Genomic DNA, 14,589 nt, shown 5'->3' with positions numbered 1-14,589 from the left:
TTATTGCATCCATTCATGAATTGATCAGATGAATTATTCACTACGTCAGCTTCGCGTTTTTGTTACCGTCGCGCAGGCCCGCAGCTTTAGCCGGGCAGGGGAGATGATCGGCCTCAGCCAGTCGGCGGTCAGCCATAGCGTTAAGGAACTGGAAACCCAGACCGGCGTAAAGCTCCTTGACCGCACGACGCGGGAAGTGGTGCTCACCGAAGCAGGACAGCAGCTGGCCGCGCGTCTGGAGAGGCTGCTGGACGAACTAAACAGCACGCTGAGGGATGTGGGCCGGCTCGGGCAACAGCTTTCCGGCACCGTGAGAGTGGCGGCGAGCCAGACGATCTCCGCGCACCTCATCCCCCAGTGCATCGCTGAAGGCAGCCTGCGCTACCCGGATATCGATTTTGTTTTACACGACAGGCCGCAGCAGTGGGTGCTGGAGAGCATCCGCCAGGGCGAGGTGGATTTTGGCATCGTTATTGACCCCGGCCCGGTGAGCGATCTGGTTTCGGAGGTTGTCCTGTCTGAACCCTTCCTGCTGCTGTGTCGCGACGACGATCCGCTGGCATTGTTACCGCAGGTGGGCTGGCAGTCGCTCCAGGGGGCGAATCTGGTTTTGCAGGATTACGCGTCGGGAAGTCGCCCGCTGATTGACGCAGCCCTGGCGGCGCAAGGCGTTCAGGCTACTATCGTTCAGGAGATCGGCCACCCCGCAACGTTATTCCCCATGGTAGAAGCGGGAATCGGTATCAGCGTATTGCCGGCGCTGGCGCTGCCCCTGCCGCAGGGAAGCCGCCTGGTTGTTAAGCGTTTTACGCCGGCTATCGAGCGTCAGCTGATGCTGGTACGCCGTAAAAATCGCTCGCTCTCGGGAGCGGCGCAGGCTATCTGGGAAGTGGTGCGCATACAGTCTCAGAAATTAACCCAGGCCCGCACGCGCGACCCGCTGTTTAGCGCTTCTGATTGTCAGATATAGACATCAATCTGACGATCGTCGGAAGGGTGATTAACCCCTTCGGCTTTACCCAGCATTTGCTCCTGCTTTTTCTGCGCTTCTTCGGCCTGCTGGCGCTGCAACTGTGCCAGCTGCGCCTGTAGCATTTTGATTTGCGTCTGGATCAGCTCCTGCTGCTTTTTCTTTTCTTCTGCGCTGGCGGAGCTATCGGCAAGCTCTTTTAACTGTTGAGTCAGCTTTGTGATCTGCTTCGTGATCCGCATGATTTGTGCGGAGATATCGTTGCCGCTCACATTTCCGCTGCTGCCGGTGTTTTGGCTCTGAACGGATGGCGTTGATGCATGAATGGTGGTCATCTTTATTCCTCTTGCCATAAATAAGAGGTATCGGCACGGCGGCGGGTAGCTTGAGAAAAACTGCAGCAGAAGGTGCTGTATCGCAGATAGCAAAAAAGCGCCTTTAGGGCGCTTTTTTACATTGGTGGGTCGTGCAGGATGACTCGCTTCGCTCGCCCTTCGGGCCGTCGTCGTAAACGACTCCGGTGCCTCACTGCGTTCGGCTCGAACCTGCAGCAGGTTCGAATCATCCATATTGCAGATAGCAAAAAAGCGCCTTTAGGGCGCTTTTTTACATTGGTGGGTCGTGCAGGATTCGAACCTGCGACCAATTGATTAAAAGTCAACTGCTCTACCAACTGAGCTAACGACCCGAAATGGTGGGCGATGACGGGCTCGAACCGCCGACCCCCTCCGTGTAAAGGAGATGCTCTACCAACTGAGCTAATCGCCCAATCTCAATTCTTATCTACACTGCGAGCCTACCGAAGTAGATGGTGGGTGATGACGGGCTCGAACCGCCGACCCCCTCCGTGTAAAGGAGATGCTCTACCAACTGAGCTAATCACCCCCGCTGTGTGGAGTCGCATTATAGGGAGAGTTGAAAATGAGTCAACGCATTTTCTAAAGTTTTTATTCGTTCGTCGTAAAATTAGTCAAAACGATCGCAAAACCGACTGCGGTGCATGATTTCTAAACAAAAACAGCAATCTCGGGCCGGATAAAGTGATCGACATTGAGGAATCGGCCCACAGTGATAGAATATTGCCCATTGTTTTCTCCCCAGGATTTGCCGATTACCGGCATCTTTATAACGTAAGGCCATTTCATGAAAATCAAAACTCGCTTCGCGCCGAGCCCGACAGGCTATCTGCACGTCGGTGGTGCACGTACTGCTCTCTATTCCTGGCTTTTCGCACGTCACAACAAAGGTGAGTTTGTGCTGCGTATTGAAGACACCGATCTTGAGCGCTCAACGCCGGAAGCAATTGAAGCCATTATGGATGGGATGAACTGGCTGAATCTGCAGTGGGATGAAGGCCCTTACTTCCAGACCAAACGTTTTGACCGCTATAACGCCGTGATTGACGAGATGCTGGTCGCGGGTACCGCCTATAAGTGTTACTGCTCCAAAGAGCGTCTGGATGCGCTGCGCGAAGAGCAGATGGCAAACGGTGAAAAACCACGCTATGACGGCCGCTGCCGTCATGACCACAGCGAACATGCCGCTGACGAACCGTGCGTGGTGCGTTTTGCTAACCCGCAGGACGGCTCCGTTATTTTTGATGACCAGATCCGTGGCCCGATCGAATTCAGCAACCAGGAACTGGACGACCTGATTATCCGTCGTACCGATGGTTCTCCTACCTATAACTTCTGCGTGGTGGTGGACGACTGGGATATGGAGATCACCCATGTGATCCGTGGGGAAGACCATATCAATAACACGCCTCGTCAGATCAACATCCTTAAAGCGCTTAACGCGCCAGTGCCGGTGTATGCGCACGTATCAATGATCAACGGTGACGACGGTAAAAAACTGTCCAAGCGTCATGGTGCGGTGAGCGTGATGCAGTACCGTGATGACGGCTATCTGCCGGAAGCGCTGCTGAACTATCTGGTGCGTCTGGGCTGGGCTCACGGCGACCAGGAGATCTTCAGCCGCGAAGAGATGATCGAGCTGTTCTCTCTGAACTCGGTGAGCAAATCAGCCAGCGCGTTCAACACTGACAAGCTGCTGTGGCTGAACCACCACTACATCAATACCATGCAGCCAGAATATGTGGCGACGTACCTGCAGTGGCATATTGAGCAGGCAAATATCGATACCCGTACCGGCCCCGAGCTGGCGGATCTGGTGAAACTGCTCGGCGAGCGTTGTAAAACGCTGAAAGAGATTGCCCAGAGCTGCCGCTACTTCTATGAAGAGTTTGACGAGTTCGACGCCGACGCGGCGAAAAAGCACCTGCGTCCGGTTGCGCGCCAGCCGCTGGAAGTGGTGCGCGACAAACTGGAAGCCATTACCGAGTGGACTGCTGAAAATGTTCACCACGCGATTCAGGCTACCGCTGATGAGCTGGAAATCGGCATGGGTAAAGTTGGCATGCCGCTGCGCGTTGCGGTGACGGGTGCAGGCCAGTCTCCGGCGCTGGACGTGACCGTTCATGCGATCGGTAAATTACGCAGCATTGCGCGTATCAACAAGGCGCTGGGCTTTATTGCCGAGCGTGAAAGCCAGCAGTAATTCTGGCGTGTTACGATAAACGGCAGGGTGACCTGCCGTTTTTTATGTCTGCTATTCAGCAATACCGAGACGTGTAAGAAAACCCTGCAAGCCTTCGCGGGCGAGCAACGTGCGTAAACGTTCCTGTTCGGCAGTCGTCATGTTTTCCAGCGAGTCGATGATTTGCGGAAGCAGGCTCGCTGAGGTCGCCACGCCATACGGGGAAGGACTTTCCGCCAGCTGGTATACGGCGCGACGGTTACGAATGGCAGGAAGGCTGATGATATGCTCTTTTACGTGAGCATCGATACAGACCACCCTTGCTCTTCCACCCTTTACACCGTTAATGCCCTCTGTTTTCCAGCCTTTTTGTCGTATCCAGCGATTAACGGTTTGTCGGGCTACGCCCAGACTGTCCGCCAGCTCTTCCGTGGTCATTTTGCTGCGTAATCTTTTCATATCAGCTCTGTTCGCGAATCCCTAAACGTTGCAATAATCCGGTAATCCCTTCCCGCAGTAACAGAGAGGTTAACTGCTTTTGCTCATCCGGCGTCATTTCATTCGCCAGCGTCAGAAGCAGGGCATGAAGCGAACCGTCGTGGTAAGCATTTTCCGGCATGTCCGGCGTCTCTGTTGCCCGGCGCGCGCTGCGAATAAAGTCGCGCACCTTATCATTGACGTGTACCAGACGCGCCTTGCCGCCCTGAACGCCTGGCTTTGGCGAAGTAATCCAACCCTCTTTACGTACCCATTTATTGATGGTCTGTCGGCTATAGCCAGTCAGCAAGGCTAACTCTTCTGGCGTCATTCGTTCCTTGATCATGCAATTTCCTGAATATCTGTGGGGTTAATTTAGTGGTTCATTTTATAGCACCGTTTTACGTGAAAACGTGACAGGCTTAACTCCTGACTGCGAGCAGGCTCGCAAAGTGGTTTATTTGCATGATTTTTCGGCGATTGAAAGGCAGAGAATGAATTTGCCGTTGACACTCTGCGGCGGAATTCATATTATGCCGCCCGTCAACATGACAGCTTTACGATGGGGCTATAGCTCAGCTGGGAGAGCGCCTGCATGGCATGCAGGAGGTCAGCGGTTCGATCCCGCTTAGCTCCACCAAACTCTGAACCCAACAGAGTGAGGTCGGTAAAGTAACATGTGGGGCTATAGCTCAGCTGGGAGAGCGCTTGCATGGCATGCAAGAGGTCAGCGGTTCGATCCCGCTTAGCTCCACCAAAATTTAAACCCTCGTCGTAAGACGGGGGTTTTTTTATATGTTGTAAAATATTTTTACTGGTTTTGTTGCCAGTTACGTCGTTTTCTATACCTCACCTCAATCCAAATCAATAAACATGTCCATAATTAGACTTGAACTTGATTCGTGCAATTAATAAACCTATTATCCATGCGGTCAATAAGACGATGGTAAAATAGATTTTATTAATTAATGAATAGAAAAATATACAATAATGTAAAGATATTTATCATTGCCCTGGCGCTATGCCTGTTTGTGATACCCCTTTCCCGTTATGTTTCTCCGCGCGCCATTGTAAACGAAAATGATGTTTATTTAGCATGGTTGCCGCTGAGCGCCATGCTCGCCATCGTGCTGTTATTCGGGCGACGGGCAGTCATTCCGCTGCTGTTTGGTTTTAGTTTTACTAACATATATAACCTTGATTTAGCACCGCTACAATCTGCCGCGCTATTATTTTGCCAGACGTTCGCGGTTTTTGCGGCATGCGGCGTAATCCGCCTGCTGCTGGGCAAGCGCTGGCGGTACAGCATGCCAAATAAGTCTGTTGGTATTCATATATTCTGGCTCGGTTTTATGGTACCTGTCGGTATCAAATTATCAATGTATCTGGCTGGCTATTTATTTGATTTTCCGGTGACAATCTCCTCTTATTTCGGCGAAGGCTCCGCAATTTATAATGTTATCGATATTCAGAGCCTGATTTGCGCCGCGCTGATTTTTACCATGATGTTCTATTATCCATTAAGAATGATTATTAATCCCCGTTATGCCCGCACGTTCTGGCGACGCAGCGTTAAGCCTCTGTTCGCAGACAGAAAAGCCGTATTTACAGTAGTGTGGCTAATGCTTTTAGTCTCCCTCATTGCAATTTTGTGTGCGCCTTTTGAATCGCAGATTATTGCAGGTTATTTGATGCCTTTAGTTTTCATTCTTTTCACGCTTGGTATTGGTCGCCTGAGCTATGCTCCCATCTCGCTGCTGTGGGCAGCGTCGGCGCTCATGCTATTGACCTATAATTATAATTTCCTCAACGGCGTTGAGTCGGGTCACTCGCTCTCCTTTATCCTGTCCGTTCTGATCTCATTCGCCATCTGCCTGCTTTTTATGTCGCGGATTTACCAGAAAAGCGAGTGGCTAAAGCAGGGCTGGCAGGACAGGGCACTTACCGATCCGCTCACCGGTTTGCCCAACGTCCGCGCGCTGGAAGCGTTCCTGCAAACGCATCCAGACGCCAGGGTGTGTTGTCTGCGCCTGGATAACCTCGAGTTCCTGAGCCGCTACTACGGCATTCTTATGCGCGTGCACTGTAAAAAGATGATTGCCACGTCGCTGCAACCGCTTTTGCAAAAAGACGAGAAGCTCTTCCATTTGCCTGGAAGCGAGCTGGTTCTGGTATTGCTGGGGCCGGGCACCGCCGAGCGGCTGCAATACATGGTTGACCATCTCAACAGCCGTAAGATTATCTGGAACAAGACGGAGCTGGACATTGAGTTTGGCGCATCCTGGGGAGAAGTGCCGGATGGTGAAAGCCTGCACCACACGCTGGGACAGCTGAGCTGGCTCTCCGAGCAGTCTTGTGCCGGGCATAATGTGCTGGCGTTAACGAACAGTCTGGACGATGTCTCCGGACAGACAACGGACAGGGTGCTGATGCTGGCCCGTATCAAACGCGCCCTGGATATCGGCGGGATTCACCTGTACGCCCAGCCCATTCAGAACGCGCGCGGGGAAGGCTACTTCGAAATTCTTTCTCGCCTGGAAAGTGAGGGCGAGATCGTCACCCCGGATCGTTTTATTCCGCTGATTGCGCAGTTTAACCTGAGCCACCGGTTCGACCTCAACGTGGTGGAAAAGCTGCTGGTCTGGCTGCGCGATCACCCGTCCAGCGAGGCCGGAACGCGTTTTTCCGTTAATCTGATGCCGCTGACGTTAATGCAAAATGAGAGTGCAGCAGAGATTATCGCGCTTTTTGAACGCTATGCCGTCGCGCCGCAGGATATCGTCATCGAGATAACGGAGGAGCAGGCGTTTTCCGATTCGGGCAGCAGCATGAAAAATATTCAGCTGCTGCGGGATTACGGCTTTCGTATCGCCATTGATGACTTCGGTACCGGATATGCCAACTTTGAGCGCCTGAAGCGGCTGGAGGCCGATATCATCAAGATTGATGGCTGCTTTGTGAAAGATATCTGTACCGACAGCATGGATGCGATGATCGTGCAGTCCATTTGCAATCTGGCAAAAACAAAATCCCTTTGCGTGGTGGCTGAATATGTGGAGTCACCGGAACAGCGTGAGGCGCTGCTGGGCCTTGGCGTGGATTACATGCAGGGGTACTTAATCGGCAAGCCTGTGCCGCTCACGGCGCTGGAGACATAAAAAAACCGGGAGCAAAAGCTCCCGGTTTTCGTTAAGCGGTCAGTATTACAGAACCAGAGCTGCAATAGAGGCAGACAGTACGCTCACCAGCGTTGAACCGTAAACCAGCTTCAGGCCGAAGCGAGAAACCACGTTACCTTGCTCTTCGTTCAGGCCTTTAATCGCGCCAGCGATGATACCGATAGAAGAGAAGTTCGCGAAGGAGACCAGGAACACGGACAGAATGCCTTCCGCACGTGGAGACAGCGTGCTGGCAATCTTCTGGAGATCCATCATCGCCACGAATTCATTGGAAACCAGCTTGGTTGCCATGATACTTCCCACCTGCAGCGCCTCGTGCGCCGGCACACCCATTACCCAGGCGACCGGATAGAAGATGTAGCCCAGGATACCCTGGAAGGAGATCCCCAGAACGGCCGCAAACAGGGCGTTCAGCGCTGCGATCAGGGCGATGAAGCCAATCAGCATCGCGGCAACGATAATCGCGACCTTGAAACCAGCCAGAATGTATTCACCCAGCATTTCGAAGAAGCTCTGTCCTTCATGCAGGTTGGACATCTGGATGTTCTCTTCGCTGGCGTCCACGCGGTATGGGTTGATGATCGACAGAACGATAAAGGTGCTGAACATGTTCAGAACCAGCGCCGCAACCACGTATTTTGGCTCCAGCATGGTCATATACGCGCCCACGATAGACATGGAAACGGTAGACATTGCGGTCGCCGCCATGGTGTACATGCGGTTGCGGGACATCTTGCCGAGGATATCTTTATACGCGATAAAGTTTTCAGACTGGCCCAGGATCAGCGAGCTGACGGCGTTGAACGATTCCAGCTTGCCCATGCCGTTGACTTTGGACAACAGGAAACCAATCGCACGGATAACCACGGGCAGAACGCGGATGTGCTGCAGGATCCCGATCAGGGCGGAGATGAAGACGATAGGGCAGAGAACCTTCAGGAAGAAGAAGGCCAGACCCTGATCGTTCATGCTGCCAAAGACGAAGTTTGTCCCTTCGTTGGCAAATCCGAGCAGTTTTTCGAACATTTCGGAGAAGCCTTTCACGAAGCCGAGGCCTACGTTGGAGTTCAGGAAGAACCACGCAAGTAAAACTTCAATGACCAGCAGCTGGACAACATAGCGAATACGAATTTTTTTGCGGTCTGTGCTGACCAGCAATGCAAGTGCAGTAACGACAACGAGTGCCAGGACAAAATGAAGGACGCGGTCCATATTTGCTCCAAATATGAGGCAGGTTTAATTTCCGTGCACATTCTATGTAACAAGCACAAAGAAAACGAGATCAAGGCCACACTATAGTTACATCCTGTGACGAGTCTCAAAAATAGTGATCAACAATACATTTTTGTTATGTTAGGTAAATGAGTGAAAAGTTAAGTTTGTGTGCTACGCTTCACAAATGTTCGTGCATTTTCACATTCTGTGATATCGCTCCACCTGCCTGTCTATCGTTCCCGGCTATCAGAGAAATCATGTTAACCACTTTAAATGATCTTGATAATCATTCTCATTTTGATAGCATAAAACATAGCAAAGGCTATATTTCCAGAGGCAGAAATGACTAACAGTCGCGTAGAGCGTAGCAGCGGCAGGGCGGCACGCAAGTTGCGGTTCGCATTAATGGGACCTGCATTCATTGCCGCTATTGGCTACATCGATCCGGGTAATTTTGCGACCAATATTCAGGCCGGAGCCAGTTTCGGCTATAAGCTGCTGTGGGTGGTGGTGTGGGCTAATCTGATGGCAATGCTGATTCAGATGCTCTCGGCCAAACTCGGCATTGCCACCGGAAAAAACCTGGCGGAGCAAATCCGCGACCACTATCCGCGACCGGCGGTATGGTTTTACTGGGTTCAGGCGGAAATTATCGCCATGGCCACCGATCTCGCCGAGTTTATCGGGGCGGCGATCGGGTTCAAGCTCATCCTCGGCGTCTCCCTGCTGCAGGGGGCTGTGCTGACGGGTATCGCCACGTTCCTTATACTGATGCTTCAGCGGCGGGGACAGAAGCCTCTGGAGAAAGTCATCGGCGGCCTGCTGCTGTTTGTCGCTGCCGCCTATATCGTTGAGCTGGTATTCTCTCAGCCGAACCTGGCGCAGCTGACGAAGGGAATGGTAATCCCTTCGCTACCTACGTCCGAAGCCGTATTTCTGGCAGCCGGGGTGCTGGGGGCAACCATCATGCCCCACGTTATTTATCTCCACTCTTCCCTGACCCAGAACCTGCATGGGGGGACGAGTAAGGAGCGTTACTCCGCGTCGAAATGGGACGTGGCTATCGCGATGACCATCGCCGGATTTGTGAATCTGGCAATGATGGCGACCGCCGCTGCCGCCTTCCACTTTAACGGACATACCGGTGTCGCCGATCTCGATCAGGCCTATCTGACGCTGGAGCCGTTGCTGAGCCATGCCGCTGCCACAATTTTTGGCTTGAGCCTCGTTGCCGCCGGTCTCTCTTCAACGGTTGTAGGCACGCTGGCAGGCCAGGTGGTTATGCAGGGTTTTGTCCGTTTCCATATTCCGCTGTGGGTGCGTCGCTCGGTAACCATGCTGCCTTCTTTTATTGTCATTCTGATGGGGCTGGATCCAACCCGCATTCTGGTGATGAGCCAGGTATTGCTGAGTTTCGGAATTGCGCTTGCGCTGGTGCCGCTGCTGATCTTTACCAGTGACAAAACGCTGATGGGCGAGCTGGTCAATACGGCGCTGGTGAAACGCACCGGATGGGCCATCGTGCTGGTGGTCGTGGCGCTAAACCTGTGGCTGCTGGTCGGCACAATCGCAGGGCTATAAAAAAAGGAGCCGCAAGGCTCCTTTCAGAATTAATGGTGATGGCCGTGTCCGCGACCTCTCCCGTGACCCCTGCCGCCGTGGCGGTCATCGCGGTCGCGCCAGCCTTCACGGTAGCCGCGTTCATAGGCTTTGCGTTTATCCCAGCCGCGGTGATAGCCGTTGTCGTGTTTCCACCAGCGGTTTTTACGCCATTCATAATGACGATGCCAGTAGTCACGGTCGCGCCAGTAGCCACCGTCCCAGTATCTGCCGTAGTCATCACGATCGCCAATTTGTAATTTTACGGATGGCAACAGGGTGATTTCGCCCGCAGTGGCGACCAGCGGGGCTGAAGCCAGTAATACCGCTGCAAGAATCAGTGACCTGAACATACTTTTCTCCTTCACGATCGGGGCCGTTGTCCGGCCTGTTAACGCAATATTAAGGGGTGGTAAAGTCCCTTATCATCGCCTCAACTCCGAAATCACAGGTGAGAGCACTTTTTGCTAAAGATGATTTTATGTTGTGCTACTGAGTATGTTGTCGATCGCAATTAACTCGTCCGCAGAGAAATGCAAATTCTCCAGCATGCCGACCGCATCATCGATTTGTGCGGTCTTACTTGCACCAATCAGCACTGAGGTAACGGCTTCATGGCGCAGGATCCATGCCAGGGCCATCTGCGACAGCTTCTGCCCGCGGCTTTCGGCCAGAGCGTTAAGCTGTTGAACCTTTTCCCGTTTCTCTTCGGTGATCTGCTCTGGGTTAAGAAACTTACTGCCGCTGGCTGCGCGGGAATCTGCGGGTATGCCGTGGAGATAGCGATCGGTCAGCTGTCCGCCCGCCAGGGGAGAGAAGGGAATACACCCCACCCCTTTCTGCTGCAACACCTGGAGCAAACCCGCTTCCGGAGCGCGTTCGAACATGGAGTACTTCGGCTGGTGGATAAGACAGGGCGTGCCCAGATCCTCCAGTATTTCAATTGCCTGTCGCGCCAGCTCTGCCGGGTAGTTGGACAGGCCGATGTACAGCGCTTTGCCCTGGCGCACCAGATGGTCAAGCGCTTTCATCGTTTCACCGAGCGGCGTTTCCGGATCGGGACGGTGGTGATAGAAAATATCCACATACTCGAGTCCCATGCGTTTGAGGCTCTGATCCAGGCTGGAGATCAGATATTTACGCGAACCCCAGTCGCCGTAGGGCCCGTCCCACATGGTGTAGCCCGCTTTGGTGGAGACGATCAGCTCATCGCGCCAGGGCAGGAAATCCTCCTGCAGGATGCGCCCGAAGTTGCGTTCGGCTGAGCCGGGAGGCGGGCCGTAGTTATTGGCAAGGTCAAAATGCGTAATACCCAAATCAAAGGCGCGCTGTAAAAGTTGACGGCTGTTTTCGAGTAGCGTCGCGTCGCCAAAATTATGCCAGAGCCCCAGCGAGATGGCGGGTAGCCTGAGTCCGCTCTGCCCGCAGCGGCGATACTGCATTGTCTGGTAACGATTTTTGTCAGGCTGATAGCCCATAGTCATGTCCTCTGGCGAAGGTAAGAAAAGTCCGTGTATGCGTTTACACTAACCTGAAGAAAATGAGAATAGCCGAGCTTTTTTCGTAAAGCATTCTTTCCATAACCTGTTTGACGCCAATTCTGGACACGCTTCACGCTTATTTAATACTCAGAGGGAGGTCAACGTCAGAAGGACACCTGTATATGCGTACCCCATATTGCGTCGCCGATTACCTGCTGGACCGTCTTACAGATTGTGGTGCCGATCATCTGTTTGGCGTGCCGGGCGACTATAACCTGCAGTTTCTCGACCATGTGATAGACAGCCCGGACATCTGCTGGGTGGGCTGTGCCAACGAGCTTAACGCGTCTTATGCCGCGGACGGCTATGCCCGCTGCAAGGGCTTTGCCGCGCTCCTGACGACATTCGGCGTTGGGGAATTAAGCGCCATGAACGGGGTGGCGGGCAGTTTTGCTGAACACGTTCCGGTGCTCCATATTGTGGGGGCACCGGGCATGGCGTCCCAGCAGCGCGGTGAGTTACTGCACCATACGCTTGGCGATGGTGAGTTCCGCCACTTCTACCACATGAGCGAGCCGATTACGGTTGCGCAGGCGGTGCTGACGGAACAAAACGCCTGCTATGAAATTGACCGGGTGCTCACCACCATGCTGAGGGAGCGTCGTCCGGGCTACCTGATGCTGCCTGCCGATGTTGCCAAAAAAGCCGCCACTCCGCCTGTAAGCGCTCTCACGATGGACCCCGCTCCGGCCGATGCTGCCTGCCTGCAGGCATTCCGTGAAGCTGCCGAAAAACGCCTGTCCATGAGTAAACGCACGGCGCTGCTGGCGGATTTCCTGGTGCTCCGCCATGGGCTGCGGGCTGCCCTTCAGAAATGGGTCAGCGAGGTGCCGATGGCGCACGCGACCATGCTTATGGGCAAGGGAATTTTTGACGAACGACAGAGCGGTTTCTACGGCACCTATAGCGGATCGGCCAGTGCCGATTCGGTCAAGATGGCGATTGAGGGGGCCGATACGGTGCTGTGCATTGGTACGCGCTTTACCGATACGCTCACTGCCGGGTTTACCCACCAGCTGACTTCCGCCCAGACGATAGAGGTTCAGCCCCATGCTGCTCGCGTGGGTGACGTCTGGTTTACGGGGATCCCGATGCGCCAGGCCATTGAAACGCTCACGGCGCTGTGTAAAGCGCACGTTAGCGATATGCGAGCGCCATCGGATCCCAGCGGCTATTCCTTCCCGACCGTCGAAGGCTCGCTCACCCAGGAGAGCTTCTGGCGCACGCTGCAGACATTTATTCGCCCCGGCGACATCATTCTGGCCGATCAGGGCACGTCCGCTTTTGGCGCTATCGATCTGCGGCTACCGGCAGACGTAAACTTTATCGTCCAGCCGCTCTGGGGATCGATTGGCTACACGCTGGCAGCGGCCTTTGGCGCGCAAACGGCGTGCCCGGACCGACGCGTAATCGTTCTGACGGGGGACGGCGCCGCGCAGCTGACCATTCAGGAGCTGGGGTCCATGTTACGCGACAAGCAGCGCCCGATTATTCTGGTACTGAACAACGAAGGCTACACGGTTGAGAGGGCCATCCACGGGCCAGAGCAGCGGTATAATGATATCGCCCTCTGGAACTGGACGCAGATCCCGCAGGCGCTGAGCCTGGCGCCCGAGGCCGAGTGCTGGCGCGTCAGCGAAGCGGAGGAGCTGGCGGAGGTGCTGGATAAAGTGGCGCACCATGAACGGCTTTCGCTGATAGAGGTAATGCTGCCGAAAGCCGATATCCCACCGCTGCTGAGCGCGCTTACGAAAGCGCTGGAGGCGCGTAATAACGCCTGATTATCCGTCGTTTCGCCATCCCATCATTATCGGTTTGCCCGCCAGCAGGAGCCAGGCGGGCAACATCACGATGCAGAGCAGCGGCAGAAGCGTGGTATCCGGAACGACCACGGCCGCCATAAACAGGCTCAGCCAGGCATCGCGCGTCACCACCAGTACCAGCCCCAGAATGGAGCAGGAGACGGTAATCGCCGCAGGAACAGCGTCAACATGCTCATGCAGCATAAGCCCCAGCGCGACGCCAACAAACACCGCCGGGAAGATACGCCCCCCGCGGAAGCCGCACGCCGCGGCCACCACCAGCGCCGCCAGCTTCACCAGCGCAAACAGCAGATAATCTGAAACGCTGAAGACCTGGCTGAACGCCAGCTGCTGCATCTCGTCCAGGCCCTTGAACAGGGTTACCGGCCCGCCGATCGCGCCTAACGCGCCCAGAATAAAGCCACCCGTGCCCAGAATCAGCACCGGATGCTTCAGCCTGTGCATCAGCCGATGCAGGCGCGGAAGGCACCACACCGCGACCATTCCCAGCGCGATCGCTATCGCAACGACGACGGCACCGCTGAGAATATCGGCTATTTGCATCTGGCCGTAGTGGGGGATAGGGAGGGAAAAGTGGGGATTGAAAAACAGGCTGGTGGTAAGTGCCCCCGCCGCCGCCGCCATCAGCGGCGCAAAAAGTTTATCCCACAGCGGTACGTCCTGGTTACTGCTGAGGGTTTGAGAAAAGATGAGCGCAGCCGCGACGGGGGTGCCGAACAGCGCTCCGATGGTCCCGGCGGAGGCGAGGATCGTCCAGTCCAGCGCGCCGACGCGCGGGAAGATACGCGCTCCCAGAAAAACCGCCAGCGCGATGTTAACCGCCATAATGGGATGCTCGGGGCCGAGGCTGACGCCACCCGCAAGGCCGAGAATCAGCGCGATAATGAGCCCCGGCAGCGCAGAGGGAGCAATCGGCTCGCCAATCAACGGCTCCAGTGCCGGATCGGGACCGGCATGACCCGGGCTGTAGCGGATAACCAGACCCACGGCTATCCCGGTCAGGGTCAGCATCATCACGATCCATCCCGGCGAGTCAATGCTGATGCCCAGTTTTACCGGAAGCGCTGTCCATAATATCGTTTGCAGCACCGACGCCACTTTCATGACGACAATGAGCACCAGGCTCGACGCTACGCCAATAATCAGCGCCGGGATAGCCAATAACAGCATGGTTCTGGCTCGCGGATGGAGCATGATGATTTCCTTGTACAAAACGGCTTAACGTTACTTTGCACAATCAGCATTGT

The 14,589-nt window shown here is 54.6% G+C and carries 12 protein-coding genes, 5 tRNA genes and 1 other RNA gene; 7 read left to right on the top strand and 11 right to left on the bottom strand.

What is annotated here, in order from left to right:
* The first annotated feature begins 28 nt into the window (after positions 1 to 28).
* The gene (locus tag IM304_RS10680) at positions 29 to 970 is read left to right on the top strand and encodes a LysR family transcriptional regulator (RefSeq protein ID WP_193356695.1); all 942 of its coding nucleotides are present in this window, start codon (positions 29 to 31) and stop codon (positions 968 to 970) included.
* Here IM304_RS10680 and IM304_RS10675 read toward each other — a convergent pair.
* From IM304_RS10675 to IM304_RS10655, 5 genes are all read right to left on the bottom strand, one after another.
* The gene (locus tag IM304_RS10675; protein ID WP_193356694.1) at positions 961 to 1,305 is read right to left on the bottom strand and encodes a FlxA-like family protein; all 345 of its coding nucleotides are present in this window, start codon (positions 1,303 to 1,305) and stop codon (positions 961 to 963) included. The two genes, IM304_RS10680 and IM304_RS10675, sit on opposite strands and share 10 nt — an antisense overlap.
* Before the next feature lie 122 nt (positions 1,306 to 1,427).
* Positions 1,428 to 1,553, bottom strand: a non-coding RNA gene (locus tag IM304_RS10670) — RtT sRNA.
* Positions 1,554 to 1,582: 29 nt separating this feature from the next.
* Positions 1,583 to 1,658: transfer RNA gene (locus IM304_RS10665), tRNA-Lys, on the bottom strand.
* Between the two features lie 4 nt (positions 1,659 to 1,662).
* Positions 1,663 to 1,738 (bottom strand) — tRNA-Val (locus tag IM304_RS10660).
* Positions 1,739 to 1,779: 41 nt separating this feature from the next.
* Positions 1,780 to 1,855: transfer RNA gene (locus IM304_RS10655), tRNA-Val, on the bottom strand.
* Between the two features lie 258 nt (positions 1,856 to 2,113).
* On the opposite strand from IM304_RS10655, the gene gltX reads away from it, so the two are divergent.
* A complete protein-coding gene (gene gltX, locus IM304_RS10650) occupies positions 2,114 to 3,529 on the top strand; it encodes a glutamate--tRNA ligase (protein WP_193356764.1) in 1,416 nt (471 codons plus the stop codon).
* A 51-nt stretch (positions 3,530 to 3,580) separates the two neighbouring features.
* Here the strand turns inward: gltX and IM304_RS10645 are convergent, their stop codons facing one another.
* Together IM304_RS10645 and IM304_RS10640 are read right to left on the bottom strand one after the other, a co-directional pair.
* The gene (locus tag IM304_RS10645) at positions 3,581 to 3,967 is read right to left on the bottom strand and encodes a YfeC-like transcriptional regulator (protein ID WP_209007142.1); all 387 of its coding nucleotides are present in this window, start codon (positions 3,965 to 3,967) and stop codon (positions 3,581 to 3,583) included.
* Between the two features lies 1 nt (position 3,968).
* Positions 3,969 to 4,331: a YfeC-like transcriptional regulator gene (locus IM304_RS10640; RefSeq protein ID WP_148419988.1), complete on the bottom strand. Its 363-nt coding sequence runs from the start codon at positions 4,329 to 4,331 to the stop codon at positions 3,969 to 3,971.
* Between the two features lie 218 nt (positions 4,332 to 4,549).
* On the opposite strand from IM304_RS10640, the gene IM304_RS10635 reads away from it, so the two are divergent.
* The 3 genes from IM304_RS10635 to IM304_RS10625 all read left to right on the top strand — a co-directional run bounded on the left by IM304_RS10635 (position 4,550) and on the right by IM304_RS10625 (position 7,143).
* Positions 4,550 to 4,625, top strand: a tRNA-Ala gene (locus IM304_RS10635).
* 41 nt (positions 4,626 to 4,666) lie between these two features.
* A tRNA-Ala gene (locus tag IM304_RS10630) sits at positions 4,667 to 4,742 on the top strand.
* A gap of 211 nt (positions 4,743 to 4,953) precedes the next feature.
* Positions 4,954 to 7,143 carry an EAL domain-containing protein gene (locus tag IM304_RS10625; protein WP_193354520.1) on the top strand — a complete coding sequence of 730 codons (2,190 nt, stop codon included), beginning with the start codon at positions 4,954 to 4,956 and terminating at the stop codon, positions 7,141 to 7,143.
* A gap of 45 nt (positions 7,144 to 7,188) precedes the next feature.
* Here IM304_RS10625 and nupC read toward each other — a convergent pair whose 3' ends face one another.
* Entirely contained in the window at positions 7,189 to 8,376 is a 1,188-nt protein-coding gene (gene nupC, locus IM304_RS10620; protein ID WP_148419986.1) for a nucleoside permease NupC, read from the bottom strand.
* 345 nt (positions 8,377 to 8,721) lie between these two features.
* On the opposite strand from nupC, the gene IM304_RS10615 reads away from it, so the two are divergent.
* Positions 8,722 to 9,960: an Nramp family divalent metal transporter gene (locus IM304_RS10615; RefSeq protein WP_148419985.1), complete on the top strand. Its 1,239-nt coding sequence runs from the start codon at positions 8,722 to 8,724 to the stop codon at positions 9,958 to 9,960.
* Between the two features lie 29 nt (positions 9,961 to 9,989).
* Here the strand turns inward: IM304_RS10615 and IM304_RS10610 are convergent, their stop codons facing one another.
* Positions 9,990 to 10,331, bottom strand: a complete 342-nt coding sequence (locus IM304_RS10610) for a DUF2502 domain-containing protein (protein WP_193354521.1) — start codon at positions 10,329 to 10,331, stop codon at positions 9,990 to 9,992.
* A 126-nt stretch (positions 10,332 to 10,457) separates the two neighbouring features.
* Positions 10,458 to 11,456 (bottom strand): L-glyceraldehyde 3-phosphate reductase, encoded by a 999-nt coding sequence (gene mgrA, locus IM304_RS10605; protein WP_193354522.1) that lies wholly within the window; start codon positions 11,454 to 11,456, stop codon positions 10,458 to 10,460.
* Between the two features lie 185 nt (positions 11,457 to 11,641).
* Here mgrA and ipdC point away from each other — a divergent pair, with 185 nt between their 5' ends.
* Complete coding sequence (ipdC, locus tag IM304_RS10600) at positions 11,642 to 13,300, top strand: indolepyruvate decarboxylase (protein WP_193354523.1); 1,659 nt, start codon at positions 11,642 to 11,644, stop codon at positions 13,298 to 13,300.
* On the opposite strand, the gene IM304_RS10595 is transcribed toward ipdC, so the two are convergent.
* On the bottom strand, positions 13,301 to 14,536 hold the full coding sequence (locus IM304_RS10595) for an ion channel protein (RefSeq protein WP_193354524.1): 1,236 nt from the start codon (positions 14,534 to 14,536) through the stop codon (positions 13,301 to 13,303).
* Positions 14,537 to 14,589: the final 53 nt, after the last annotated feature.

Source organism: Enterobacter cloacae complex sp. P40C2, from assembly GCF_014930695.1.
In the GTDB taxonomy this organism is placed as follows: domain Bacteria; phylum Pseudomonadota; class Gammaproteobacteria; order Enterobacterales; family Enterobacteriaceae; genus Enterobacter; species Enterobacter pasteurii.
The sequence above is the reverse complement of the archived record's forward strand: the minus strand, read 5'-3'. Positions and strand labels throughout refer to the sequence as shown.